This window comes from Nonomuraea jiangxiensis, from assembly GCF_900099965.1.
GTDB lineage: Bacteria > Actinomycetota > Actinomycetes > Streptosporangiales > Streptosporangiaceae > Nonomuraea > Nonomuraea jiangxiensis.
Genome location: NZ_FNDJ01000015.1, coordinates 59,393 through 84,320, shown reverse-complemented (window position 1 = coordinate 84,320; position 24,928 = coordinate 59,393). Strand labels below are relative to the sequence as shown.

19 protein-coding genes are annotated in these 24,928 nt (G+C 72.7%); 11 read left to right on the top strand and 8 right to left on the bottom strand.

Features of this window, described 5'->3' with window-relative positions:
- Nucleotides 1-4: 4 nt before the first annotated feature.
- From BLS95_RS30875 to BLS95_RS30865, 3 genes are all read right to left on the bottom strand, one after another.
- The gene (locus BLS95_RS30875) at nucleotides 5-1,645 is read right to left on the bottom strand and encodes an FAD-dependent monooxygenase (RefSeq protein WP_176993459.1); all 1,641 of its coding nucleotides are present in this window, start codon (nucleotides 1,643-1,645) and stop codon (nucleotides 5-7) included.
- A gap of 85 nt (nucleotides 1,646-1,730) precedes the next feature.
- Nucleotides 1,731-2,333: a TetR/AcrR family transcriptional regulator gene (locus tag BLS95_RS30870; RefSeq protein ID WP_090939240.1), complete on the bottom strand. Its 603-nt coding sequence runs from the start codon at nucleotides 2,331-2,333 to the stop codon at nucleotides 1,731-1,733.
- A 63-nt stretch (nucleotides 2,334-2,396) separates the two neighbouring features.
- The gene (locus BLS95_RS30865; RefSeq protein WP_090939237.1) at nucleotides 2,397-3,038 is read right to left on the bottom strand and encodes a nucleoside/nucleotide kinase family protein; all 642 of its coding nucleotides are present in this window, start codon (nucleotides 3,036-3,038) and stop codon (nucleotides 2,397-2,399) included.
- A gap of 187 nt (nucleotides 3,039-3,225) precedes the next feature.
- Here BLS95_RS30865 and BLS95_RS30860 point away from each other — a divergent pair, with 187 nt between their 5' ends.
- On the top strand, nucleotides 3,226-5,076 hold the full coding sequence (locus BLS95_RS30860; protein ID WP_090939235.1) for a glycoside hydrolase family 15 protein: 1,851 nt from the start codon (nucleotides 3,226-3,228) through the stop codon (nucleotides 5,074-5,076).
- Between the two features lie 80 nt (nucleotides 5,077-5,156).
- Entirely contained in the window at nucleotides 5,157-7,169 is a 2,013-nt protein-coding gene (locus BLS95_RS30855; RefSeq protein ID WP_218136062.1) for a SpoIIE family protein phosphatase, read from the top strand.
- A 3-nt stretch (nucleotides 7,170-7,172) separates the two neighbouring features.
- On the opposite strand, the gene BLS95_RS30850 is transcribed toward BLS95_RS30855, so the two are convergent.
- Nucleotides 7,173-8,513 (bottom strand): 6-phospho-beta-glucosidase, encoded by a 1,341-nt coding sequence (locus BLS95_RS30850; RefSeq protein ID WP_090939232.1) that lies wholly within the window; start codon nucleotides 8,511-8,513, stop codon nucleotides 7,173-7,175.
- Nucleotides 8,514-8,601: 88 nt separating this feature from the next.
- Nucleotides 8,602-9,354, bottom strand: a complete 753-nt coding sequence (locus BLS95_RS30845; protein WP_090939230.1) for a DeoR/GlpR family DNA-binding transcription regulator — start codon at nucleotides 9,352-9,354, stop codon at nucleotides 8,602-8,604.
- Between the two features lie 132 nt (nucleotides 9,355-9,486).
- On the opposite strand from BLS95_RS30845, the gene BLS95_RS30840 reads away from it, so the two are divergent.
- From BLS95_RS30840 to BLS95_RS30815, 6 genes are all read left to right on the top strand, one after another.
- Nucleotides 9,487-10,680: a PfkB family carbohydrate kinase gene (locus BLS95_RS30840; RefSeq protein WP_090939227.1), complete on the top strand. Its 1,194-nt coding sequence runs from the start codon at nucleotides 9,487-9,489 to the stop codon at nucleotides 10,678-10,680.
- 4 nt (nucleotides 10,681-10,684) lie between these two features.
- Complete coding sequence (locus BLS95_RS30835; RefSeq protein ID WP_090939224.1) at nucleotides 10,685-12,082, top strand: extracellular solute-binding protein; 1,398 nt, start codon at nucleotides 10,685-10,687, stop codon at nucleotides 12,080-12,082.
- Complete coding sequence (locus tag BLS95_RS30830) at nucleotides 12,079-12,993, top strand: carbohydrate ABC transporter permease (protein WP_090939221.1); 915 nt, start codon at nucleotides 12,079-12,081, stop codon at nucleotides 12,991-12,993. The genes BLS95_RS30835 and BLS95_RS30830 overlap by 4 nt, the downstream gene beginning before the upstream one ends.
- A complete protein-coding gene (locus tag BLS95_RS30825; protein ID WP_090939218.1) occupies nucleotides 12,990-13,790 on the top strand; it encodes a carbohydrate ABC transporter permease in 801 nt (266 codons plus the stop codon). The genes BLS95_RS30830 and BLS95_RS30825 overlap by 4 nt, the downstream gene beginning before the upstream one ends.
- A gap of 62 nt (nucleotides 13,791-13,852) precedes the next feature.
- On the top strand, nucleotides 13,853-16,552 hold the full coding sequence (locus BLS95_RS30820; protein WP_090939215.1) for a sugar-binding protein: 2,700 nt from the start codon (nucleotides 13,853-13,855) through the stop codon (nucleotides 16,550-16,552).
- A gap of 215 nt (nucleotides 16,553-16,767) precedes the next feature.
- Nucleotides 16,768-17,076 carry a hypothetical protein gene (locus BLS95_RS30815; RefSeq protein ID WP_090939213.1) on the top strand — a complete coding sequence of 103 codons (309 nt, stop codon included), beginning with the start codon at nucleotides 16,768-16,770 and terminating at the stop codon, nucleotides 17,074-17,076.
- A gap of 12 nt (nucleotides 17,077-17,088) precedes the next feature.
- On the opposite strand, the gene BLS95_RS30810 is transcribed toward BLS95_RS30815, so the two are convergent.
- Nucleotides 17,089-17,862 (bottom strand): trypsin-like serine protease, encoded by a 774-nt coding sequence (locus BLS95_RS30810; RefSeq protein WP_176993458.1) that lies wholly within the window; start codon nucleotides 17,860-17,862, stop codon nucleotides 17,089-17,091.
- A 139-nt stretch (nucleotides 17,863-18,001) separates the two neighbouring features.
- Here BLS95_RS30810 and BLS95_RS30805 point away from each other — a divergent pair, with 139 nt between their 5' ends.
- The 3 genes from BLS95_RS30805 to BLS95_RS30795 all read left to right on the top strand — a co-directional run bounded on the left by BLS95_RS30805 (nucleotide 18,002) and on the right by BLS95_RS30795 (nucleotide 22,136).
- A complete protein-coding gene (locus BLS95_RS30805) occupies nucleotides 18,002-19,786 on the top strand; it encodes a SpoIIE family protein phosphatase (RefSeq protein WP_176993457.1) in 1,785 nt (594 codons plus the stop codon).
- Nucleotides 19,787-19,837: 51 nt separating this feature from the next.
- On the top strand, nucleotides 19,838-20,788 hold the full coding sequence (locus BLS95_RS30800) for an NAD(P)H-dependent flavin oxidoreductase (RefSeq protein ID WP_090939204.1): 951 nt from the start codon (nucleotides 19,838-19,840) through the stop codon (nucleotides 20,786-20,788).
- Between the two features lie 139 nt (nucleotides 20,789-20,927).
- Nucleotides 20,928-22,136, top strand: coding sequence for an MFS transporter (locus BLS95_RS30795; RefSeq protein ID WP_176993456.1), 1,209 nt, complete (start codon nucleotides 20,928-20,930; stop codon nucleotides 22,134-22,136).
- A 52-nt stretch (nucleotides 22,137-22,188) separates the two neighbouring features.
- On the opposite strand, the gene BLS95_RS30790 is transcribed toward BLS95_RS30795, so the two are convergent.
- The gene (locus tag BLS95_RS30790) at nucleotides 22,189-23,235 is read right to left on the bottom strand and encodes an aldo/keto reductase (protein WP_090939200.1); all 1,047 of its coding nucleotides are present in this window, start codon (nucleotides 23,233-23,235) and stop codon (nucleotides 22,189-22,191) included.
- A 218-nt stretch (nucleotides 23,236-23,453) separates the two neighbouring features.
- Complete coding sequence (locus BLS95_RS30785) at nucleotides 23,454-24,908, bottom strand: alkaline phosphatase PhoX (RefSeq protein WP_090939197.1); 1,455 nt, start codon at nucleotides 24,906-24,908, stop codon at nucleotides 23,454-23,456.
- Nucleotides 24,909-24,928: the final 20 nt, after the last annotated feature.

Genomic DNA, 24,928 nt, shown 5'->3' with positions numbered 1-24,928 from the left:
CGGGTCATCCGGGCGTGTAGCCGGTCAGGGTGCGGAAATAGCCGGTGACGGGCGTGAGGTCGGCGTCATCGGCGCGGTAGCCGACGTAGTTGTCCGGACGGATCACGTACAGGCTGGGGCGGCGCACGCCGTAGCGGTTGTGCGCGTCGCTGCGCAGGTCGGCGAGGGCGCCGTCCATGCCGGGGCCGGCGGCGGGCGGCAGGTGGCCGCGGGTGACGAGGTGGACCTCACCGTGCCCGGCCATGACCCGGCGGGCGGCGGCCTGCCAGCCGGCCAGGGCGGCGGGGTCGGTCAGGTCCGCCGCGAAGAGGAACAGGTGGTGGCCCGGCGGGCGCAGGAGGTGACGGAGCGCCACCGGTCCCGAGCGGTTCTCGAGATAGGCGTCGCGTACCAGCTCCCCGGCCGCCGGCCCGGTACGGGAGGCGTCGCTCCAGGCCCTGGCCCGCGACTGCTGCCAGCGTTCGGAGACGAGGTCGCTGCCGCGGTAGTGGACGAGGTGCTCGCCGAAGGCGTTCGAGAGCCGCTGCTGCACCGGGTTGAGCCGGCCGAGCAGGCGCAGCGCGTGCCGTCTGGCCCGGCGGGCGACCAGCGTGCCGGCGGTGGCCACTCGCGTGGCGGTCGAGGTCGCGTCGACCACGGCCTTGGCCACGGGCCAGCGCTCGGCGTGGTAGCTGTCCAGCAGGGCCTCCGGGGCGCGCCCGGTGAGGACGAGCGCGAGCTTCCAGCCCAGGTTGCTGGCGTCCTGCATGCCGGTGTTCATGCCCTGGCCGCCCACCGGGCTGTGGCTGTGCGCGGCGTCGCCGGCCAGCAGGACCCGGCCGTGGCGGAGCCGGGCGGCCAGGCTCTCACGGGCCACGAAGGACGAGCTCCATCGCAGGTCGCGGACGCGGGAGTCCAGCGGTGAGCGGCCGGCGACGTAGGCGGCGAAGTCCGCAGGCCCGGGGGTCTCCGGCGGCCGGTCGTCCGGCGTGCCGGCCAGGACCCGCCAAAGGCCCCCGGCCATGGGGAAGACCGCCAGCACGCCGGACCTGTCGAAGTAGACGTGGAAGCGATCGCGGCTGAGCGGCCAGTCCGCGGCCAGGTCGCCCAGGATGAAGCCGCGTTTCAGGTCGGCTCGCACCCGGGCGATCCCCGCCGCCTCACGCACCGTGCTGTGCGCGCCGTCGGCGCCGACCAGCCAGCGGGTCTCGCCGTGCAGGCGGCGGCCGTCGCCGCGGGCGAGCTCCACGCTGACGCCGTGCTCCCCGGCCCGCTGCCCGATCAGGCGGGTGTCCCATTCGACGCTCACCCCCAGCTCCGCGGCACGCTCGCGCAGCAGGGCGACGGTCTGCCACTGCGGGATGCACAGATCCAGCGGGAACGGGGAGTCCACGGCCGTCACGTCCATCTCGGCCAGGGTCGTGGCGCCCTGGTAGAAGTTGAGCGCGTGCAGCGGGACACCTCTGTCGATGGCGGCCTCGGCGAGCCCGAGGTCGTCCAGCAGCTCCAGCGATCTGGCCACGATCGACACCGCCCGGCTCTCCCGGTGGTCGGCGCCCGCGGCGTCGATGATCCGCGGGATCACGCCTCGCCGGGCCAGCTCGATGGCGAGCACCAGGCCGGTCGGCCCCGCGCCGACGATGAGCACGTCTGCGTCCGCCGTCATTGATCCCTCTCTCGCTTGAACGAATGTTCGTTCTCTTGAGGAGAGCATGTCTCGGCGCGCTCGGTCAAGAGCGAATGTTCGTTCGCTATCGTGGGGCGGGCACCGACATCAGGGCGCGCAGGCCGTTCCTGAAGGCCGCCGGATCCGCGTGGCCGTAGACCGCCCGCCGCACGAGGAAGCCGTCGACCAGAGCCATCAGGACGTCGGCCACCTGCTCGGGCGGGACGTCGGCGGACAGTTGCCCGCGCTCCTGGTGCCGCGCCACCAGGCCCCCGACCACGCCGCGCGCCTCGGCCATGACCTCCTTCAGCCGCGCGGACAGCGACGGTGAGCGCAGCGCCTCGGCCCAGACCTGCACCAGGAACCGGGCCGACTCCCGCGACCCGGACAGCGGGGGACGCTCTACGCCCAGCACGAGGTCCACCACGTCGTCCAGGCCGGGCGGCGGTGCGCCGTCATCGGCCGCGAACGCCGCCGCGACCTCGGCCAGGGCCTCGGAGGCGGTCGCCGCGATGATGTCGTCCTTGCTCCCGAAGTAGCGATAGACGGCACCCGCCGACAACTCGGCCTCGGCCAGGAGGTCCTGCATGGAGGTGGCGTGGAATCCGTTGCGGACGAAGCAGCGCCGGGCGGCGTCGAGAATCTGGCGGCGACGGGCTTCGAGGTGCTCCTTGGGCATGCGTGCCATGGGATCCCAACGTAGAACGAACATTCGCCCTTGACAACCGCGCCTGCGAGCCTGTGCCTGGATCTACGGGGACAGGGCCAGGGTGTCGAAGTCCAGGAGGAGGTCGGCGTCGCCCCGGGTGGCGCGGATGCGCTCGGCGTTGGGCTCGTCGACCTCGGCCACCCAGCGGGCGGCGTGGTCGGGGCTCTTGCCGAACCGGATGTGCCGCTTGACGAGGCGGTCCAGGCGCAGGCGGTCGTCGAGGTCGACGTACCAGACCTCGGTCATGACCGCGCGCACCTGCCGCCACGGCTCGTCGCGGGCGAGCAGGTAGTTGCCCTCGCTGACGACGACCCGCGCGGCGGGCGGCACGGGGATGGCGCCGGCGATCGGCTGCTCGATCTCGCGGTCGAACGAGGGCGCGTAGACGAGGGTGGCGGTCTCGGCGCGGATGCGGCGGAGCAACGCCAGGTAGCCGTGGGCGTCGAAGGTGTCCATGGCGCCCTTGCGGGCCAGCCGTCCGAGGCGTTCGAGCTCGACGTCGGCCAGGTGGAACCCGTCCATCGGCACCCACACGGCCGGCAGCCCGGCGGCGGTGAGGTGCTCGGCCAGCCAGCCGGCCAGCGTCGTCTTGCCCGCGCCCGGACATCCCGCGATGCCGATCACCACGCGGTCGTCGGCTTCGACCAGCTCGCGGACGCGCCGGAGCAGCCGCGCGCCGGTCATCCCGCTCCCCCGCCCGCTCGGCGGCACGACGTACGTCCCATACGGTTGCCCACCTCCAGACCCGGACACCCCTCTGCCTGCCCAGGCACTGTACCGGGCGGCGCACGCCTTCACGTTCATGAAGATCTGTGGCCATTTTGACGAACAGCAGAGCCTGCCGATTCCCTCAGATGCGTATTTTGAGGGCATGGGGGCAGAAACAGAGTATGTGGCGTCCGGGGCTTCCGGGCCCCCCGAGGACTCGCGGTATCTGCCGATCGGTGACCACGGGCTGATCGGCGACCTGCGCACGGTCGCGCTCGTGGGCGTCAACGGCACGATCGACTGGTACTGCTGCCCAAGGTTCGACTCCCCCAGCGTGTTCGCCTCGATCCTGGACGCCGACCGGGGCGGCTCGTTCCAGCTGTACGCCGACGTGCCGGCCAGGACCAAGCAGTTCTACTTCCCCGACACCAACGTGCTGATCACCCGCTTCTTCGCCCAGGACGGCGTCGGCGAGATCCAGGACTACATGCCGATCCCCGACGACCCCCAGGAGGCCGACCGGCACCGGCTGATCCGCCGGGTCTCGTGCGTACGCGGCAAACTGCCCTTCCGCGTCCACGTGGCCCCCCGCTTCGACTACGCCAGGCAGTCCCACACGGTCGTCCAGGACAGGGCGCACACGCTGTTCGAGTCGCCGTCCCTGTCCCTCGCGCTCTCCGCCAGCGTGCCCATGGAGACCGACGGCCGCGACGCCTGGGCCCGGTTCGAGCTGCAGGAGGGCGAGCACGCGGTGTTCGCCCTGGACAGGACCCGCGCCGGGGTGGAGCCGCGCGGCTGCCCGATCGAGGAGGCGGAGGCCGAGTTCGCCGCCACGGTGCGGTTCTGGCGGAAGTGGCTGTCGGCCTCGCGTTACCGCGGCAGGTGGCGGGAGGTCGTGCACCGCTCGGCCCTCACGCTGAAGCTGCTCACCTACGCGCCGTCCGGCGGGATCGTGGCCGCCCCGACGACCAGCCTGCCGGAGAACCTCAGCGGCGGGCGCAACTGGGACTACCGCTACGTGTGGGTCCGCGACGCCGCGTTCTGCGTGTACGCGCTTCTCAGGCTCGGCTTCACCGAGGAGGCCGAGGCGTTCATGACCTTCCTGTCGAACCACGTCCCGTTCGCCGGAAGCTGCTGCACCGGCCCGCTGCAGATCATGTACGGCATCGACGGCCGCAAGGACCTGCCGGAGGAGGAGCTGCGCCACCTGGAGGGCTACCGCAAGTCCGAGCCGGTACGCATCGGCAACGCCGCCGTCACCCAGCTCCAGCTCGACATCTACGGAGCGCTGATCGACTCCATCTACCTCTACAACAAGTGGGGCACCCCGATCTCCAGCCAGCGCTGGGACGAGGTGTGCAAGATCGCGGACTGGGTCGCCGACAACTGGGACCAGCCCGACGAGGGCATCTGGGAGACCCGCGGCGGGCGCAAGGACTTCGTCTACTCGCGGCTGATGTGCTGGGTGGCCATCGAGCGCTCCATCCGGGTGGCCAACCAGCGCGGCCTGCCCGCCGACCTCCCGCGCTGGCGCCGGGCGCGCGACGCGATCTACCACGACATCATGGACAACGGCTGGTCGGAGACGCAGCAGGCGTTCGTGCAGCACTTCGACGACGACGTCCTGGACGCGTCCGTGCTGATGATGCCGCTGGCCAAGTTCGTCTCGCCGACGGACCCCAAGTGGCTGTCCACCCTCGACGCCCTGAGCCGCGGCCTGGTCTCCGACTCGCTGGTCTACCGCTACGACCCGGTGGCCAGCCCGGACGGCCTGGAGGGGCCGGAGGGCACGTTCTCGATCTGCTCGTTCTGGTACGTCGAGGCCCTCGCCCGCGCCGGCCGGGTGGAGGAGGCCCGCCTGGCCTTCGAGAAGATGCTGACCTACGCCAACCACGTCGGCCTGTACGCCGAGGAGATCGGGCACACCGGCGAGCAGCTCGGCAACTTCCCGCAGGCGATCACGCATCTGGCGCTCATCAGCGCCGCCTTCAACCTCGACCACGCCCTCGGCTGACGGCGCCCGCCCTCCGGCCAGGAAATCCCAGGTCAGCGGGTAGGATGAGGGATCGTTCACGCCTGGATGGGTGGTGAATAATGCCAGACAGCACGGCGGAGGCCGGGATTCCGGCGCTGGCCGTGATCGACGCCGAGGGCACCGTGATCGGATGGACGCGAGCCGCCCAGGACCTGCTCGGCCATCGGCCGGGCGACGTCCTCGACCGGCCGGCCGCGTTCCTCATGATGCCCGGCCGCCGGGCCTGGGCCACCACGCTCGGTGACGCGGAGCACTGGTCGGGGCTCGTCGCGGCCCGCCACCGCGACGGCGGCCGGGTCGCCCTGCACGCCGAGGCCCACCGGCTGACCACCTCGGGAGAGACGACCGCCTGGTTCCTGTCGGCGGCCCCGGACCCGGACGTCGTCGGCAGGTCGCTGCTGGAGCCGCTCATCATGAGCTCGCCCGTGTCCCTGTGCGTCTGGGACCTGGACCTGCGCTGCGTCTGGGCCAACCAGACGGCCGAGCGCACGCACGGGATCCGGCTGGCCGACATGGCCGGCCGGACGCCGGTGGAGGCGCTGCGCGGGTTCGACACCGGCTCCATGGAGGAGACGATGCGGCGGGTGCTCTCCGACGGCGTACCCACGATCGACCGCCAGACCCGCTGGGTGCCGCCGGGCGAGAGCGAGGAGCGGATCTTCTCGGCCTCCGTCTTCCGGCTCGAAGGCGTGGCCGGCCGGCCGGTGGGGCTGTGCTCGCTGGCCCTGGACATCTCGCACAGCCGGGCGCGTGACCGGCTGAGCCTGCTCGGCCAGGCCAGCCGGCTCGGCGGCACGCTCGACGTCAGGAGGACCGCGCAGGAGCTGGCGGACCTGGCGGTCCCGGTCGTCGCCGACTACGTCACGGTCGATCTGTCCGATGCGGTGCTCCCGGACGACGAGCCCCTGCGGCGGCTGCAGGCCACCGAGGTGAGCATCCCGGTGTTCCGCCGCGCGGGCGCCGCCTCGATCCATCCCGACTTCCGCGAGTCGCTGTGGCTGCGCGGGGAGGCGGTGTTCGTCCCGCCGACGTCGCCCTTCACCGCGGTGCTGAACTCGCGGCGGTCCCACTTCGAGCCCGTACTGGACACCTCGGACCACACCTGGCTGGCCACCGACCCGGACCGACTGAAGATCATCAAAGCGACCGGGATGCACAGCCTGATCATCGTCCCGCTCCAGGCCCGCGGCGACATCCTGGGCATCACCGTCTTCGTGCGGACCGAGAACCACGCGCCCTTCACCCGGGACGACCTCGACCTGGCCGAGGAGCTCGCCGCGCGGGCGGCGCTGAGCCTCGACAACGCCCGCCAGTACACCCGCGAGCGCACCGCCGCCCTCGCGCTCCAGCGCAACCTGCTGCCGCGTAACCTGACCGGCGGCGGCGCCGTCGAGGTGGCCTCCCGCTACCTGCCCTCCGACACCCGCGAAGGGGTCGGGGGCGACTGGTTCGACGCGATCCCGCTGCGCGAGGGCCGGATCGCGCTCGTCGTCGGCGACGTGACCGGGCACGGCATCAACGCCGCCGCCACGATGGGCCGTCTGCGCACCGCCGTACGCACCCTCGCCTACCTTGGCCTGCCGCCCGCCGAGCTGCTCACCCACCTGGACGAGATGGCCGTACGCCAGGCGGAGGAGGACACCACCGCCGGCGGCTTCCCGTTCGTCGTCCTGTCCGCGACCTGCCTGTGCGTGGTCTACGACCCGGTCCTGCGGCGCTGCACCATGGCCGCCGCCGGGCACCCCCCGCCCGCGATCGCCGCTCCCGGCGGCGACGTCGGCTTTCCCGAGCTGCCCACCGGCACCCCGATCGGCCTGGGCCTGGGCTCGTACGAGTCCCGCGACCTGGAGCTCGCCGGGGGGACCGTGATCGCCCTCTACACCGACGGCCTGGTCGAGACCCGCGAGGCCGACCTGGGGACGGGCATGGACCGCCTCGCCGTCGCCCTGTCACCGGCCTCGCTCCCGCTGGAGGACCTCTGCGACACGGTGATCGGCCGCATGGTCGGCGGCGCCCCACCGGAGGACGACGTCGCCCTGCTGCTGGCCCGCACCCTCGTGCCGAGCCCCTGAGGGTCAGCGTGGGAAGACCGCGGCCAGCTCCGGGATGCGGGCCCGGTAGCCGTCGAGCAGCCTGCGTGCCGTCGCCACCGAGTCGACCAGCGGATGCAGCGCGAACGCCGCCACCGCCAGCCGGGCGGAGCCCGACACCGCGGCCTCGATGGCCGTCTGCTCCACGGCCTTCACCTGCTGGACGAGGCCCAGGAAGCGGCCCGGCAGCGGGCGGGTGACCAGCGGCCGGACCCCCGCGCCGTCCACCGCGCACGGGATCTCCACCACCGCGTCCTCCGGCAGGCCGGGCACGGCGGCGCCGTTGCGCACATTGAGGATCATGGTGGCCGGCTCGCCGCGGGCGATGGCGGCCATGAGAGCGAGCGCGATGCCCTCGTAGCCGCCCGCCTCCAGGTCGGCGGCGGCGCGGTCGCCCGCGTCGGTGGCGTCGCGGGCCTCGGCCATGTAGGTCTCGTCGCGTTGCCTGCGGGCCCGCCGCCACTCGGCCAGCGCGTCGCCGGGCCGCGCCCGGACCGCGGCGTAGAACCGGTCCTGCTGCCCCAGCAGGGACTCCCCGCGGGTCTGCCCGGCGATCGCGGCCACCGATTCCCGGGTGAAGTAGTAGTAATAGAGATATTCGTTGGGCAGCGCGCCGAGGGTGCGCACCCAGTCGGCGCCGAAGATGCGGGCCTCCTCGACCTGCCGCAGCGCCGTGTCGTCGGCCAGCAGCCGGGGCAGCTCGTCGCGCCCCTGGTGGGTGAGGCCGCGCAGCCAGCCGAGGTGGTTGAGCCCCACATAGTCGGCCGACACCTGGGCCGGGTCGAGCCCGAGGGCGGTCGCCGCCCGCCGGACCAGCCCGATGGGCGAGTCGCAGATGCCGATCACCCGGTCGCCGAGCACGCGCCGCATGGCCTCGGTGACCATGCCGGCCGGGTTGGTGAAGTTGATCACCCAGGCCTCGGGCGCGAGGGCGGCCACCCGCTCGGCCACCCGCAGGGCGACCGGGATGGTGCGCAGGCCGTAGGAGACGCCGCCGGGCCCCGTCGTCTCCTGGCCCGGCAGGCCCAGGTCCTGGGCGACCCGCTCGTCGGCGGTGCGGCCGGCCAGGCCGCCGACGCGGATGGCCGAGAAGACGAACGCGGCATCGCGCAGCGCGCTGTCCAGGTCGGTGGTGGTGCGGACCACGGGCGGGTCGTCATGTCCGGCGGCCAGCCCGCGCAGCACGTGCTCGATGGCCTCCAGCCGCTCGGGGGACACGTCGTGGAGCACCACCTCCTCCACGCGCGGCTTCGCGGTCTCGCGCAGGAGCGCGCCGTAGACGAGCGGGACGCGGAAGCCGCCGCCGCCGAGAACGACCAGTCTCATCGAGGTCCCTTCATGCGAGTCGGCATCCCTTCGGTGCGCCGGCCTCCCGCCGCGCGAGTCGTCGTCCCCTCAGCGGGCCGGAGGACGCTCACGCGAGCAGCACCTCCACGCCCGCGGCCGCGCAGGCGCCCAGCGTCGGCTCGTCGGCGCCGGCGTTGGTGACGATCACGTCGATGTCCTCGGCGCCGCACACCCGCAGGGCGCCGGTGCCGGGGAACTTGTGCCGGTCCACCAGCAGCACGACCTGCTCCGCCGCCGCGATCATGGCGCGCTTGAGCGGCACCTCGGCCAGGGTGGTGTCGACGAGCTGGCCGTCCGGCCGTACGCCACTCGCCCCCAGGAACACCCGGTCGGCCACCACCTGGCTCAGCGCGGCCTCGGTGAGCACTCCGACCAGCGAGTGATAGGGCCGCCGGACCATGCCTCCGAGCAGCAGCAGCTCGACCTCCGGATCGGTCCGCAGCGCGTCGAGCACGGCGAGGCTGGAGGTGACGACCGTGACGCGGCGCCCGCGCAGCCGCCGGGCCAGCCGCATCGTCGTCGTCCCGATGTCGAGCAGCACCACGTCGCCGTCGCGGACGAGCTGCGCGGCGCGGTCGGCGACCGCCTCCTTGTCCTGCTCGTCCACGCACGCGACCTCGGCGAAGGGCCGGTCGGTGTCGGCGTCGGCCAGGGCGCCGCCGCGGACCCGCCGCAGCGTGCCGTCGCGGTCGAGCACCTCCAGGTCCCGGCGGATCGTGGACGGGCTCACGCCGAGCTGGCTGGCGAGATCGCGGACGCTGGTGGCCCCGGAAAGCCGGACCCGGCGCATGATCTCGGCATGCCTGAGGCGCTGAAGCACGCCGCGAGTGTATCAGCCGGATTCGCGCAAGAGTGAGCATCTTGCGCCAAACGCTCTCGTGAAACACTTGAAGTGCGCGAGCAAACGTGCAAGATTGCGCAGAGTTCGGTGTGTCGAGGAGGACTCATTGCCGTGTCTGCCCAGGCGTACGACCCTCTCGCCGGTGAACGGACCCCGCAGGGCCCGCAGTTCGACGTGTTCCTGGCCGGCACGGTCTTTCTCGACATCATCTTCACCGGCCTACCCGCGATGCCCGCCGCCGGCACCGAGATCTGGGCCGAAGGCATGGGCTCGTGCCCGGGCGGCATCGCCAACCTGGCCATAGCGACGAGCCGGCTGGGCCTGCGCACGTCGCTGGCCGCCGCGTTCGGCGACGACGACTACGGCGACTTCTGCTGGCGCACGCTGGAGGAGCAGGAGGCGGTGGACCTGTCGAGGTCGCGCCGGTTCGAGCACTGGCACTCGCCGGTGACGGTCTCCATGGCGGTCGACCGCGACCGCAGCATGGTGACGCACGGCCATCGCCCGCCTCTCGCGGCCTCCGAGCTGATCGGCTGCCCGCCCCGCTCCCGGGCGGTGATCGTGACGCTGTCCCCCGACGAGCCGCTCGACACCCCCGGCAGCCCGTCCGGCTGGGCCGAGCGGGCGCACCGCGACGGCGCCCTGCTCTTCGCCGACGTGGGCTGGGACCCCTCGGGCGGCTGGCCGCGCTCCCTGCTGGACCAGCTCTCGGTCTGCCACGCCTTCATGCCGAACGCGACCGAGGCCATGGCCTACACCCGTACCGACACCCCCCGTGACGCGCTGTACGCGATCGCCGACAGGGTGCCGCTGGCCGTGGTGACCGACGGGGCCAACGGCGCCATGGCCATCGACTCCACGACCGGCGAGGAGGCGTTCGTCCCGGCTCCCCGGGTGACGGCGCTCGACCCGACCGGCGCGGGCGACGTGTTCGGCGCCGGCATCGTGCTCGGCACGTTGTGCCGCTGGCCGCTGGCCGACCGGCTGGCGTTCGCCGGGGTCTGCGCGGCGCTGGCCGTGCAGCAGTTCGGCGGCTCGCTGGCCGCGCCGGGCTGGGGGGACATCGCCGACTGGTGGCACGAGGTGCGCGAGTCGGCCCGCCACAGCGGCGCCTACGGCAACTCGCTGGCCCGCCGCTACGCCTTCCTGGACCGGCTGGTGCCCGCCGTCCCGGTGGGCGCGGTGCGCCGCGCGGCCGCCACCATCGCCCGGTACGCCGACGTCGGCCCCCGGCCCGCCGCGGCTCGATCGGAACCCGAGGACGAGGACCCGGACACCCCCCGGGCGCCTGTGCAGAAGGAGTGAGACCATGACCGCCTCGACGCGGACGCCGTACGGTTCCCGGACGCTCACCGTGCTCGCCGCGGTGGCCCTGGCCCCCGTCGTGACCCTGACCGCGTGCGCGCCCGGCTCCTCGGCCCCGCCGCCGGCGGCCTCCTCCGCGCAACCGAGCCCCTCGTCGGTCCGCACCGACGCCGCGGCCCTCGGCAATGTCACCCTCACCGTCTGGGACCAGGAGGTACGCGGCGGGCAGGCCGCCCAGATGAAACAGCTCAACGCCGCGTTCGAGGCCAAATACCCCAACATCAAGCTCAACCGGGTGTCCCGCTCCTTCGACGACCTCAACACCACCCTGCGCCTGGCGCTCAGCGGCAACGAGCCACCGGACGTGGTGGAGGCCAACAACGGCCGCTCCTCGATGGGCGCCTTCGTCAAGGCCGGCCAGCTCCGCCCGCTGGACGCCTACGCCGAGGCGTACGGCTGGAAGGAGCGCTACCCCGACACGGTGCTGCGCTACTCCCGCTACAGCGCCGACGGCAAGCTGTTCGGCGAGGGCAACCTGTACGGCCTCCCCCAGGTCGGCGAGGTCGTCGGCCTCTACTACAACGCCGCCAAGCTGACCGAGCTGGGCCTGCAGCCGCCGAAGACCTGGGCGGAGTTCGAGGCGGCGCTGGCCAAGGCCAAGGCGGCCGGGCAGGTGCCGCTGCAACTGGGCAACCTCGACAAGTGGCCGGCCATCCACGTGTTCGGCACCGTGCAGAGCCGCGACGTGCCGGCCGAGCAGATCGGCACGCTGGCCTTCGGCCGCAAGGGCGCCTCCTGGAACACGCCGGAGAACGTCAAGGCCGCCGAGCACCTGGTCGGCTGGGTGGACAAGGGCTACTTCAACAAGGGCTTCAACGGCCAGGGTTACGACGCGGCGTGGCAGGCGTTCGGCAAGGGCGAGGGCGTCTTCCTGATCGCGGGCACCTGGCTGCTGGCCGACCTGCAGCAGGCGCTGGGCGAGGACCTGGGCTTCATCCTGCCGCCGGGGGCCACGCCCGACGCCGCGCCCGTCGCGACCGGCGGCACCGGCCTGCCGTTCGCGATCACCGCCAAGAGCCCCAACCCGGACGCGGCGGCGGCCTACATCGACTTCATCACCAGCGCCGACGCCATGAAGGTGCTCACCGACACCGGTAACCTGCCGGTCGCCGACACCGCGCGGCAGAGTGTGCCCGCGGGGCCGCAGCAGGACGTCTTCACCGCGTTCGGCACGGTGACGGAGCGGAACGGGCTGGTGCCGTACCTGGACTACGCCACCCCGACGTTCGCCGACACGCTGGGCGCGGCGCTGCAGGACCTGATGGCCGCCAAGGCGAGCCCGCAGGAGTTCCTGGCCACGCTGGAGAAGGACTACAAGGCCTTCGCCGAGAGCAACGGGTGAGCAGCCGGGTCAGCGAGGGCGGCCGGACGAGCACCTCCCGGCCGCCTGGAGAGCCGCGCCGGGTCGCCTACCTCTACCTGCTGCCGGCCTTCGTCGTCTACGCGGCGTTCCTGCTCTATCCGATAGGCCGCGCGGTGCAGTTCTCCCTGTACGACTGGGACGGCCTGTCCGTGGGCCGGTGGGCGGGGCTGGACAACTACGCGGCCATCCTCGCCGACGAGGGGCTGCGGGCCGCCTTCGGCCACGCCCTGGTGCTCATCGGGTTCTACGCGGTGGGGCCGCTGGTCATCGGGCTGGCGCTGGCCGCGATCCTCAACCACGCGAAGGTGCGCGGGCTCGGGTTCTTCCGCACGGTCGTGTTCCTGCCGCAGGTCATCGCCATGGTGGTGGTGGCGATCGCCTGGCGGCGCGTGTACGCGCCGGACGGCACGCTCAACAGCCTGCTCGGCGCGCTCGGGCTGGACTCGCTGACGCGGGGCTGGCTCGGCGACTACGCCTTCGCGCTGCCCGCGGTGGGCGTGGTCGGCACCTGGTTCGAGACCGGCCTGGTGACCGTGCTGCTGCTGGCCGGGATGAGCCGCATCCCGGCGGACCTGTACGAGGCGGCGCGGCTGGATGGGGCGGGGGCCGTGCGGGAGTTCTTCGCGGTGACGCTGCCGTCGGTGCGCGGGGAGATCGCGGTCGCCCTGACGCTGACGGTGATCGCCGCGCTGCGGACCTTCGACCTGGTGTACGTCACCACCCGGGGTGGCCCGGGCACCTCGACCTCGGTGCCGTCGTACGAGGTCTACCACCGCGCCTTCGGGCTCAGCCAGGTCGGCTCGGCGGCGGCCGTCGGCGTCACCTTGACCGTCGTCATCTTCGCGATCTCGTTCGGCATCAACCGGTTCGCGGACAGGAGGGTGTCGTGATCTCCCGTGCGGAGCGGCTGGCCAACTACGTGATCCTGTCGGTGTTCGCCGTATTCGCGCTGGGTCCCGTCGTGGTGATCCTGGCCGCCGCGCTCGGGCCGGCCGACAGCGGCGGCACCGCCGGGCTGGCCAACTTCGCCGCGGCGTGGGAAGCCGGCCGGTTCGGCACGTACCTGCGGACCAGCCTGGCGGTGTCGGCGTTCGTCGTGGTCGTCAGCGTCGTGCTGTCGATCATGAGCGGCTACGCGTTCGGGACCATGCGCTTCCGCGGCCAGGCGGTGCTGTTCTACCTGTTCATGCTCGGGATCATGATGCCGAGCGAGGCCATCGCGGTGCCGCTCTACTTCGACCTGCGCTCACTGGGGCTGATCGACACGTTCTGGTCGGTGTCGCTGCCGCAGGTGGCGTTGTCGGTGGCGTTCGGCACGTTCTGGATGCGGGCCTACTTCCGGGCCTCCAACCGGGCGATCGTGGAGGCGGCCCGCATCGACGGCGCGTCGAGCTGGCGTATCCTGTGGCAGGTTCTGCTGCCGCCGGCCCGGCCCGCCGTCGTCACCCTGACCGTGCTGGTCTTCATGTGGACCTGGAACGAGTTCCTCATCCCGCTGATCATGGTGACCAGCGAGTCGCTGCGGACCGCGCCGCTGGGGCTGGCCTTCTTCCAGGGCCAGTACACCTCCGGCTTCACCCTCCTGGCGGCCGGGTCGGTGATCGTCGCCACCCCGGTCGTGCTCTTCTACCTGTTCCTCCAGCGCCACTTCGTCCGCGGGCTGCTCCAAGGAGCGGTACGCGAGTAACACCCGGAGGTTCCATGCGCAGTACTTCAGGATCACCACGAAATCCCCGATCGCGGCGCCGCATGGTCGTCGCGGTCTGCACCGCCGTCCTCGCCCTCGTCCCCGCCTCCCCCGCCCTGGCCACCCAGCCCGCCCCCGGCCAGGCCCGGTCCAGTACGCCGGTGGACCTCGACGCGCTGTTCGTGGGTGCCCACCCGGACGACGAGGCGTCCACCCTGTCGACGCTCGGGCAGTGGAACGAGGAGCACCACGTACGCACCGGCGTCGTCACCGTGACCCGGGGCGAGGGCGGCGGCAACGCCGTCGGCCCCGAGGAGGGCCCGGCGCTCGGGCTGCTGCGCGAGTCCGAGGAGCGGGCGGCGGTGGCCCGGGGAGGCGTGCGCGAGGTGTTCAACCTCGACGACGTGGACTTCTACTACACGGTGAGCGCCCCGCTGACCGACCAGGTCTGGGGCGGCGACACCCTGGAGAAGGTGGTCAGGGTCGTCCGCCAGACCCGGCCCGAGATCCTGCTGACCATGGACCCGGCGCCCACCCCCGGCAACCACGGCAACCACCAGGAGGCCGCGCGGCTGGCGATCGCGGCGTTCTACGCGGCGGGCGACCCCAGGGCCTTCCCCGAGCAGATCACCCGCGAGGGGCTGCGCCCCTTCGCGCCGCTGCGCCTGTTCACCGGCGGTGGCCGCGGCACCTCGCAGACCGGCCAGGACTGCGCCGCGACGTTCCGGCCGGCCAACCCGGCGCAGAACGTGTACGGGGTGTGGAGCGGGCGCACCTCCGCCAGCCAGGGCAAGACGTGGGCCGCCATCGAGCGGGAGGCCCAGCGCGTGTACGCCTCCCAGGGCTGGGCCGTCTTCCCCGACGTGCCCACCGATCCCGCCCGGCTCGGCTGCGACTTCTTCACCCAGGTGGACGCGCGGGTGCCGTTCCCCGAGCCGGGCACGGCGGCCGCGGCCACGCCCACCGCGATCCTGGACGGGGCGCTGACCAGGGCGGCCGGCGCCGTTCCCGTGGGCACCCTGCTGGGGCTGCGTACCAGCGCGTTCGACGTCCGTCCCGGGGCGGCGTTCAAGATCGAGGTCACCGCGACCGCGCCGCCGCGCGAGCCGCTCGGCCGCTCGGCCGTGACGTTGCGGGTCCCGCCGGGCTGGCAGGTCAGCGGCTCGGGTGACCTGGGCCGGCTCTCCGCCGGGCGGACCGGGTCCGCGACGTTCACGGTGACGCCGGGCCAGGACGCCCCGGGCCGGGTGCGGGTCGCGGCCACGCTGGCCACCGAGCACGGACGCGGCTACACCGACCGGCAGGTCGAGGTCAGCCCGGCCGTACGCGCCGTCCAGCAGCCGCTGCCCCAGGTCGCCCAGTACGAGAAGTGGACCGGCGAGGTCGGCGTGCCGCAGCTGGGCGGCCTGGTCACGCGCGTGCTGACCCTGCCGTCCGGCGGCTCCAGGCAGGTGGGGGTGGTGGTCACCAACGTGAGCGACACCACCCGCTCCGGCACCGTGGCGGTGGACCTGCCCGCGGGCTTCACCGCCGACCGGACCGAGGCGCCCTACCGCGACCTGGCGGCCGGGGCCTCCACGACGGTGCCGTTCACGGTCACCAACTCCGACCCCACGCTGAAGACGTCCAACGAGGGCGGCGACTACGCCTACACCATCAGCGTGGACGGCGCGGTCGCGAGCAGGCCCGCGCTGGAGCTCGTCCCGGCGACCTCGGTGCCGCAGGCGACGCCGTCGGTGGACGGGGTCGCGGGTGACGGCGAGTATCCCGGCCCGGCGCTGGACCTCTCCCGCCTGTGGGAGGGCACCGCGTGCTCGTCGGCGGCCGACTGCTCGGGGACCGCCAGGCTGGCCTGGGGCGACGACACGCTCTACCTGCTGGTCGAGGTCAAGGACGACGTGCTCGGCACGCGGCTGCCCGCCTCCGACTGCAAGCGGCACTGGCGTACCGACTCGGTGGAGGTCGCCCTCGACCCGCGCGGCGGGTCCGAGAACACCTCCACCACGTTCAAGACCGCGGTGCTGCCCGTCACGGCTGAGTCTGATGTCGCCGGGTCCGCGACGATGGGACCGCCCTGCTACGAACGGGACGCCGACAACCGGCAGGGCCCCGGCGAGCAGACCGCGCCCGGGATGCGGGTGGCCTCGAAGGTGACCCCCGGCGGGTACACCGTGGAGATGTCGATCCCGATGAAGCTGCTGCCCGGCGCCGTCGATCCCGCGCACCTCGGGCTGAACATCCTGGTGTACGACTCCGACACCCAGGACAAGACCGGTCAGACCCGGATCGGCTGGTCGACGTGGGGCGGCGTGCAGGGCGACCCGTACCGGTGGGGCGTCGCGACGCTGCCCGGCTACCAGCCGCCGCCGGACCGGCCGACCACGCCGCCCGACCCGGTGATCCCGGACACCGCCCTGTCCAGCCTTGACTCGCCGCAGTCACTGGAGCAGGCCGTCCGCGTGCACGTCCCGCCGGCGGGCGCCCCCGCGGCGAGGGCGTCCGAGAGCGGCGGGGTCGTGTCGGCCACGCGCGGGCGGGACTCGGTGAAGGTGACGCTGCGCGCCTCGGCGCGGGGCAGTGCGCACCTGTTCGTCCGGGACGGCCAGGGCACGGCGGGCAGCCGCGTCGTCACCGTGCCCGGCAAGGGCACCACGACGGTGACCGTGCCGCTGACCCGGGCCCTGACCGGCGAGCCGAGAGTGGTGGCCGGATGGCAGGCCACCGGCGGCGGCACGGCGGCCTCCCAGGTAACGGTGCGCTGAACGTACGGGCGTGCCGGGCCGGCTCCCGGCACGCCCACCGCGCCCGTCGGGAGGGGGCGTGCGCGGCAGCGCCCGGCCTCGGCGCGCGGGAACCAGGGTGCCGCCTGCAAGGCGCAAAACTTCCTTTGCGCACCATGTGCGAACAAGATCGGCTGGGCACCTATGGTGATGTGATCGTTACAGTAAGCGACCGTCGCCGCGAAGGAGCCTGCTCCATGTCCCGACCGATCCGCGCCGCCGCCACCCTCACCGCCGCCGCGCTCGCCGCCACCGGCTTCCTCGCCATCGGCGGCACCACCACGGCGTCGGCCGCCCCCGGGTACATCGTCCTCGACGGCCAGCGGGTGAACAATCCCGTGGGCTGCCACAACGGCGCTTTCCCGCCCCTGACCCTCGACAACCACACCACTTCCATCGTCCTGCTCTACGAGAAGCCGGACTGCCGGGGCAGGGTCATCAGGGGCGTGAACCCGGGAACCTCGACGACCGACATATACGCCTTCAGCGTCTATGTCCTGTCCTGACGCGGGGGGCGGTCAGGGCAGGCGGACGTACTTGCCGAGGAACTTCCTGGCCGTGGCCGTGTCCAGGCGGTAGTCGTAGTTGGTGTCCTGGCAGGCGTCGTCGGCGCCGCTGATCGAAGTGGCCACGAGAAGGTGCGAGGTGGGGCCGCCGAGGAAGTTCGGGCCGCCCGAGTCGCCGAAGCAGGTGCTGCCGTCGGTCTTGGAGCTCAGCGACAGGTCGAGCCACTTGGGGTGCAGGGCCTTGAAGGAGATGGTCGCCTGGTGGCGGGTGTCGGTGTAGCGGAACCTCTGGCCGTGCTTCTTCCTGGTCGGGGCCAGGGAGCCGTAGCCCACCGGGGTGAAGTGCGCCGTCTTCAGCTTGCCGTCGGCTTTGAGCTGGTCGAGCAGGCCGCCGGCGGGCAACTGGGCGGGCTTGATGCCCGGGATGGGCTGGTCGAAGACCACCACGGCCATGTCGTGACCGTCCGCGTTGTCGGAATAGCGCGAGTCGGGGATGTAGCGGCCGCTGTAGACCTTCGCTCCGGGCGCGTAGTGGTCGGCGAAGGTGACCTTGGCGGTCTTCTGCTTTCGCTCGCCGCAGTGGGCGGCGGTGAGGAAGACGGTTGACGTGATCAGCGTGCCCGTGCAGTAGGCCCAGGTGCCGTCCGAATGGACCTTGTCGGCGATGAGGGCGCCGACCTCGGGATGGGCGCCCCCGTCGGCGGGACCGTTGGTGATGGCGAACGCGGGCGCCGCCGTACCGATGATCGAAGTTGCGATAATCAGGACGAAGGGGACATAACGCATTCCCGGATTGTAAAGGCGCATGAGGTTCGCATGACAGAGCTGAGTAAAAAATCTACTCAACGGCTGTTAGGTTCCCTGTCAATGAGGGAAAACCCACTCGCGTCCCGGGCCGGGTCCATTGCCGGCCCGTGACGTCATTTTGTCGAAATGTGGACCGCCGATTGCCCGCGCGGAACCCACGTGCGGGTGTGATGGGGGGATCGCCAAGAAACGCTTCGACCCCCTCCCCGGTCCCGAGGGCTACGGGCTCAGTCGCGAGCTCGCCCGCGCGCTGTTCCACGGCCTGCGGGTCGGGCTCCTCATCGTGGACGGCACCGGCAAGATCCTCATGGTCAACCCCACCACCGAGCAGGTGCTCGCCCGTCCCGCCCGGCAACTCGTCGGCGCCGACTCCCACGACCTGCTGCACCGCAACCCCGACGGCAGCACGATGCCGCGGGAGCGGTGCCGGCACCTGATGGCGCTCCGGGACAGCGAGACCCTCCGCACGGTCGAGACGTGGTACGCCCGCGGCGACGGCACCCTGCTCCCCGTCGGCCTGACGGTGGCGCCGCTGCAGCTGGACGAGGAGGAAGGCAGGGGCGGAGTGGTGCTCTTCTACGACCTGCTGCGGCACAAGGCCGTCGAGGAGGAGCAGGCGGCCCACCTCACCATCCTGACCGAGCTGACCGACCGCCTGTCGCTGACGGCGGAGATCAGCACCGTGCTGTCCTCCACCCTGGAGGTCGAGGAGATGCTGCGGCGGCTGTCGCGGGTGGTGGTGCCCCAGCTGGCGGACTGGGCACTGATCGACCTGCTCGGCCCCGACGGCGAGTTGCGCAGGGTGTCGGTCGTGTCGCGGAGCACGAAGGACGCCTGCGAGGCGGCGGACTGGGCGGGCCCGCTCCCCCCGCTGGAGGAGAACCTCCACTCGCCGCTGGCCCGGGTGCTGCGCGGCGCGCCCTCCATCCTGCTCACCGCGCGGGAGCTGGGCGAGCATGCGCACCCCGCCCGCCCCTTGCAGCGGCTCTACGACCGCATCGGCGCCACGTCGGTGATCGTCGCGCCGCTGCGCACGCCGCGCCGCGTGCTCGGCACGCTCGTCTTGGCCCGGTGCCCGCCCTCGCCCGACTTCGACCCGGCCGACGTGGCCTTCATCAGTGACATCGCCGGCCGGGCCGGGCTCGCCGTGGACAACGCCGACCTGTTCCAGCAGCAGCGCCGCATCGCCGAGACCATGCAGCGCCACCTGATCACCCCGCTGCCCGACGTCGAGGACCTGGAACTCGTCGCCCGCTACCAGCCCGCCCCGCACGGCGCCCAGGTCGGCGGCGACTGGTACGACGCCTTCCCCCTGCCCGGCGGCCTGACCACGCTGGTCATCGGCGACGTGGCGGGCCACGATTTGCAGGCCGCGGCCGGGATGTCGCAGATCCGCAACATGCTGCGGGCGATGGCCTGGGCCCAGCGCACGCCGCCGAGCCGGGTGGTCGGCCGGCTCGACGAGGCGCTGCCGCACCTGACCGACGACCTGCTGGCCACCCTGGTGCTGGCCCTGGTCGAGGCACCGGACGAGGACGGCTCCCGGCTGCTGCGCTGGACCAGCGCCGGCCACCCGCCGCCGCTGCTGGTCGAGGACGACGGCTCCGCCCGCTATCTGGAGGAGGGGCAGGGGCTGATGCTCGGCACCGACCTGCCTACCACCCGGCCGGACGCCGGTGTGCCGATCCCGGCGCGGGGCACCGTCCTGCTCTACACCGACGGGCTGGTCGAGACCGTCGGGTCCTCGCTCGGGGCGGGCATGAACCGGCTGCGCCGCCACGCCGCCGCACTCGCCAGGCACCCGCTGCCGTACTTCTGCGACGAACTGCTCGCCCGGATGCGGCACGACGTGATCGACGACATCGCGCTGCTCGCCCTGCGCCTGCGTACCGGGGCCGGCTGACCTGCCGGGGTACGGTTGGAGCCGCGCTCTTACGGAAGATCGGAGACGAGGATGCCGCGGACCTGGCTGACCGACCGCTTCGAGCTGGACGTGCCGGTGGTCGGCGCGCCGATGGCGGGGGTGAGCGACGGCCGGCTCGCCGCGGCGGTCTCCGCGGCGGGCGCCCTGGGCATGTTCGGCGTGCCGGCCAACGCCTCGGGCTCGTGGGTCTCCGAGCAGGCCGCCGTCGCCGCCGCGAGCGGCCGCCCGTACGGGATCGGGCTGATGGCCTGGGTGCTGGCCGACGACCGGGCCCAGCTCGACGCGGTGCTCGACGCCCGGCCGGCGCTGGTCTCGGTCAGCTACGGAGATTTCGCCCCTTATGTGGAGCCGCTGCGGCGGGCGGGCATCGTCGTGGCCACCCAGGCGGGCACCACCGACGAGGCCCGCGCCGCCGAGCGGGCCGGGGTGGACGTGGTGGTGGCGCGCGGCGGTGAGGGCGGCGGGCACGGCCGCGACGAGGTGGCGACGCTGCCCCTGCTCCAGAACGTGCTGGACGCGGTGGACGTCCCGGTGCTGGCCGCGGGGGGCATCGCCACCGCCCGGGGGCTGGCCGCCGTACTGGCCGCGGGCGCGCAGGGCGGCTGGGTCGGCACGGCCTTCCTGGGCTGCGCGGAGACCACCCTGTCCGAGCCGGCCCTGCGGCGGGTGCTCGCCGCGAGTGAGACCGACACCGCGTACGGGCGCGTCTTCGACGTCGCGCAGCGGCTGGGCTGGCCGCCGGAGTTCGGCGGGCGCGCGCTGCGCAACGCGTTCTTCGAGCGCTGGCACGGGCGGGAGGAGGAGCTGGGTGTGGACGAGGCGGCACGGGCGGAGCTGGCGGCGGCCCGCCGCGACGGCGACTTCGACACCGCCTACGTCTACGCGGGCCAGGCCGTGGGCCTGATCGAGAGCCCGCACCCGGCCGCGGACGTGGTCGCCTCCTTCGCCGGCGCCGACGAGCTGCTGCGCCGTTTCGCCTGAGGCCGGGGCGTGGTGTGCCTGGCCGGCGGGCCGTGGCAGGGCGGGGCGGCAGCTCTTAGACTCACGGGGCGGCCCGGCGACACCCCTGATCGGCCGGCGTCGAGTGCGACGGAGAGGGGTCTGGCGCATGCCCAAGGCAATGGTTCCGTTACTCCTGACCGTCCTGGTGGTCTTCTCCGCCCAGCAACTGCTGACCCCGATCCTGGCGCCGCTCTCGCGGGAGCTGTCCCTGACCGAGACGCAACTGGGCCTGGTCATCACCGTCGCGGCCGCGGTCCTGACCGTCACCAGCCCGCTGTGGGGGTTCGCCCTGCACAAGATCGGCCTGCGCGTGGTCCTGGTGTCGGGGCTGGGGTTGTCCACGGCGGGCCTGACCGGGTTCGCGGTGGTCGCGGCGGTCGGCCTCGACCGTACGATGCCCGCGCCGCTGATCCTCACCCTGCTGCTGGCCACCCGCAGCCTCTTCCTCGGCGCCGGGTTCGCCGCCCTGACGGTGGCCTGCCTGGCCGTCGCCGGCACGGTCACCACCACCGTGGCCGAACGTGTCCGCGCCACCGGCCTGATCGGCGCGGCCCAGGGGCTCTCCATGGTGCTGGGCCCGGCCGCGGGCGGATCCCTGGCCGTGGTGTCGCTGCTGCTCCCGGTCTACCTGGCGCCGGTTCTGTGCCTATTACTGATGATCTGGGTGCTGGCCGCCGTACGGCCGGCCCGTGCGAGCGCGCCCGCCGACCGGCACGGCCCCCGGTTGCGCCCGTGGGACGCCCGGCTGTGGCCGCTGCTCGCCATCGGCTTCTGCCTCTACCTGTGCCTCGGCATCGTCCAGGTGACCATCGGCTTCCTCGTCGCCGACCGCCTCCACCTGGGCCCGCGGGAGACCGCGGGCGCGGTGGGCGTCACCCTGTTCACCGCGGGACTGGTGCTCGTCACGGTGCAGGGCGGGCTGGTCCCGGCGCTCGGCTGGCCGGTCAGGCGGCTGCTGCGGGTCGGCAGCCCGATCGCCGCGTCCGCCTTCGCGCTGCTCGCGGTCGCCGGCGAGCTGTGGCTGATCGCCGCCTCCTTCGGGCTGCTCGCCCTGGGGCTCGGGCTCGCGTTCCCCGGCTTCACCGCCGCGCCGACCCTGGTCGCCACGCCCGAGCAGCAGGGCTCGATCGCGGGCGTGGTCAACTCCACCATCGGCGCGACCTTCATCGTCGGCCCGCTGCTGGGCACCTCCCTGTACGAGCTCTCCCCCGTCCTTCCCGCGCTGACGGGGCTGGGCGTGGCGATGACCGCGTACACGCTGGCCTGGGTGTCACCCGCAGCACGCCGCACCGGCAGCGACGCGGTGACCGCCCCCGCGGAGCAGTGACCCGCGAGAGCCCCCGGCATGGTGAACTACCGGGACCCTGGCGTTCCCGGCGCTACAGGTGCGGGCCGAGCAGGGTGAGGTCGGCGGGCGAGAGGCGGTCGGACGCGGTCGCCGCCTGGTGCCAGTACGGGTAGAGCAGCGGCTGGCGGCTGACCTCGTCCAGCCGGGCACGCTCCTCGTCCGACAGCTTCAGGTCGGCCGCGGCCAGGTTGTCGGCGAGCTGCTCGTCGGTGCGGGCGCCGATCACCAGCGACGTGACCGCCGGCCGGCCCAGCAGCCACGCCAGCGCCACCTGCGCCGCCGAGACGCCGTGTCCCTCGGCGATGTCGACCAGCACCTCCACCGTGTCGTAGAGCTGCTCCTGGTCGCGGACCGGCGGCTCGTTCCACTCGGTGAGCTGGCGCCCCTCCGCCGGCTGCACGCCCCGGCGGTAGCGGCCGGACAGCAGGCCACCGGCCAGCGGGCTCCACACCAGCACGCCGAGGCCCTGGTCGACGGCGGCCGGAATCAGCTCGTACTCGGCGTCGCGGGCCTGCAGGGAGTAGTAGATCTGCTGGCTGACGAAGCCCGGCAGCCCGAGCCTGCCGGCGATGCCCAGCGCCTTCATGAGCTGCCAGCCGGCGTAGTTGGAGACGCCCACGTAGCGGACCTTGCCGGAGGTCACCAGGTGGTCCAGCGCGGCCAGGGTCTCCTCCAGCGGGGTGCGCCCGTCCCACTCGTGCACCTGGTACAGGTCGATGTGGTCGGTGCCGAGGCGGCGCAGGCTCGCTTCGGCACCGGTGATGACGTGGTGCCGGGACAGCCCGGCGTCGTTGGGGCCGGGGCCCATCGGCATCCGTACTTTGGTGGCCACCAGCACCTCGTCGCGACGGCCCTCGATCGCCTTGCCGACGATCTCCTCCGACAGGCCGGCGGAGTAGACGTCGGCGGTGTCGATGAGGTTGACCCCGGCGTCCAGGCACATGTCGATCTGCCTGCGCGCCTCCTCCACACCGGTGGACCCGACGTAGGCGAACTTGCCCGTGCCGCCGAAGCTCATGGTCCCCATGGTGAGCACCGATATCCGCAGGCCCGATCGGCCCAGTTCGCGATATTCCATTCCGTTATTATCCCGTGGCCCGCCCCCCGACACCCCGGCCGGGGTCCCACCGCTCGGCCGGCACTTTCAGCAGCACCTGGGGAGATCCCGACCACCATCGGACCGGGCCGCCGCCGCTGCCGGGCAGGTCGGGACTGCCCGTTCGCCCTCGTGGCGGAGGCGGGGTGAACGCGGGCCCCGCCCCGCTCGGGAGAGCGGGACGGGGGTGTGCGGCCGGGTCAGTCGCGGCCGTGGTCGCGGTCGTCGTGGTCGTCGCGGCCGGGGCCGTGGTCGTCGTGCTTGGACCACGGGCCGGTGATGGAGAACGTGTAACCGGGCGTCTGGATGGCGGCGAACAGGAACTTCCCGTCGTTGCTGAAGACGACGCCGGCGAACTCGCTGTCGTTCAGGTCGTTGCGGGCCATCGGGTAGGGCGAGCCCTTCTCGGTGACGCCGACCAGGTGCTGGACGCCCTCGCCGTCCTCGGCCAGGATGAGGCCGCCGTAGGGGGAGACGGTGATGTTGTCAGGACCGTCGTAGTCGGTATCCTGCTCCGGGTCCGGGTTCACGCCGAAGATCGTCTTGAGGGTCACGGTCTCCGACTCGGGGTCGTAGAACCAGACCTGGCCGTCGTGCTCGTTGACGCTGCCGTCGTCGTGGCGGGCGTAGCTGGAGACGAAGTAGACGCCGCCGTCACCCCACCACTGGCCCTCCAGCTTGCGGCTGCGGGTCACCTTGTCGTCGCCGAGCTGCTTGCGCACCGAGACGGTCTTCGCGTCACGGTCGGGCACCTCGACCCACTTCACCTTGTACTTCGTGCCCGGCTGGGTGGCCTCGGACAGGTCGGCGACGTGCTTGCTGCCCTTGTAGCAGGTCATCGTCTCCAGCGTGCCCGCCTTGTCGCCGTCCTTGCCCAGCGCCAGCTTGCGCAGGGCGCCCTTGCCGGGACGGAAGTTCCGCGGCGGGGTCCAGCGGAAGTACAGGCCGTTGGGGGTGGAGGCGTCCTCCGTGAGGTAGATCTCGGAGTTGCGCGGGTTGACCGCGACGGCCTCGTGCGCGTAGCGGCCGAGGAACTTCAGCGGGACCGGGTTCTTGTTGGCGTCCTTGTCGAACGGGTCCACCTCGAAGACGTAGCCGTGGTCCTTCGTGAGGTCACCGCCGGCCCTGACCTCGGTCTCCTCGCAGGTCAGCCAGGTGTTCCACGGGGTCACGCCGCCGGCGCAGTTCTGCACGGTGCCGGCCAGGCTGACGTACTGGCGGACCCGCTTGCCGTTGCGGTCCACGACGATGTTGGTGGTGCCGCCGCGGCCGCCCTCGTCGTAGACCAGGCCCTCCAGCGCGGGCACGCCGTACGGCTCGTCGCCGCCGATCTCGTGGTTCTGGACCAGGACGCCACCGTTGCCGGTGTGGAAGAAGCCGGTGCCGTCGGCGTCGCTGGGCGTCGGCTCACCGGACTCCAGCGTGGTCACTCCCGCCTGGGCCACGATCTGGTACTTGAAACCCTTGGGGAGCGCGAGGACCTTCTTCGGGTCGGCCACGACGGGGCCGTAACCCGCGGCGCGGGCGACACCGTTCTGGACCGCCTCCGCGTAGGCCGGGCCGGAAATCGCGTCGATGCTGCCGGCGATGGCGATGCCGAGACCGCCCGCGGCCCCGGTACGCAGCACGTCGCGGCGAGAAAATGAGGAAGCCATTTCAACCCTTTGAGGTAACT

What these genes read in the sequence shown, in the direction of transcription:
- BLS95_RS30850 (WP_090939232.1), bottom strand. Translation starts at nt 8,513, where the DNA reads ATGAGACTGGTCGTTCTCGGCGGCGGCGGCTTCCGCGTCCCGCTCGTC.
- BLS95_RS30815 (WP_090939213.1), top strand. Translation starts at nt 16,768, where the DNA reads ATGTCCCGACCGATCCGCGCCGCCGCCACCCTCACCGCCGCCGCGCTC.
- BLS95_RS30795 (WP_176993456.1), top strand. Translation starts at nt 20,928, where the DNA reads ATGGTTCCGTTACTCCTGACCGTCCTGGTGGTCTTCTCCGCCCAGCAA.
- BLS95_RS30790 (WP_090939200.1), bottom strand. Translation starts at nt 23,235, where the DNA reads ATGGAATATCGCGAACTGGGCCGATCGGGCCTGCGGATATCGGTGCTC.
- BLS95_RS30810 (WP_176993458.1), bottom strand. Translation starts at nt 17,862, where the DNA reads ATGCGTTATGTCCCCTTCGTCCTGATTATCGCAACTTCGATCATCGGT.
- BLS95_RS30870 (WP_090939240.1), bottom strand. Translation starts at nt 2,333, where the DNA reads ATGGCACGCATGCCCAAGGAGCACCTCGAAGCCCGTCGCCGCCAGATT.
- BLS95_RS30860 (WP_090939235.1), top strand. Translation starts at nt 3,226, where the DNA reads ATGGGGGCAGAAACAGAGTATGTGGCGTCCGGGGCTTCCGGGCCCCCC.
- BLS95_RS30855 (WP_218136062.1), top strand. Translation starts at nt 5,157, where the DNA reads ATGCCAGACAGCACGGCGGAGGCCGGGATTCCGGCGCTGGCCGTGATC.
- BLS95_RS30875 (WP_176993459.1), bottom strand. Translation starts at nt 1,645, where the DNA reads ATGACGGCGGACGCAGACGTGCTCATCGTCGGCGCGGGGCCGACCGGC.
- BLS95_RS30835 (WP_090939224.1), top strand. Translation starts at nt 10,685, where the DNA reads ATGACCGCCTCGACGCGGACGCCGTACGGTTCCCGGACGCTCACCGTG.
- BLS95_RS30785 (WP_090939197.1), bottom strand. Translation starts at nt 24,908, where the DNA reads ATGGCTTCCTCATTTTCTCGCCGCGACGTGCTGCGTACCGGGGCCGCG.
- BLS95_RS30865 (WP_090939237.1), bottom strand. Translation starts at nt 3,038, where the DNA reads ATGACCGGCGCGCGGCTGCTCCGGCGCGTCCGCGAGCTGGTCGAAGCC.
- BLS95_RS30820 (WP_090939215.1), top strand. Translation starts at nt 13,853, where the DNA reads ATGGTCGTCGCGGTCTGCACCGCCGTCCTCGCCCTCGTCCCCGCCTCC.
- BLS95_RS30800 (WP_090939204.1), top strand. Translation starts at nt 19,838, where the DNA reads ATGCCGCGGACCTGGCTGACCGACCGCTTCGAGCTGGACGTGCCGGTG.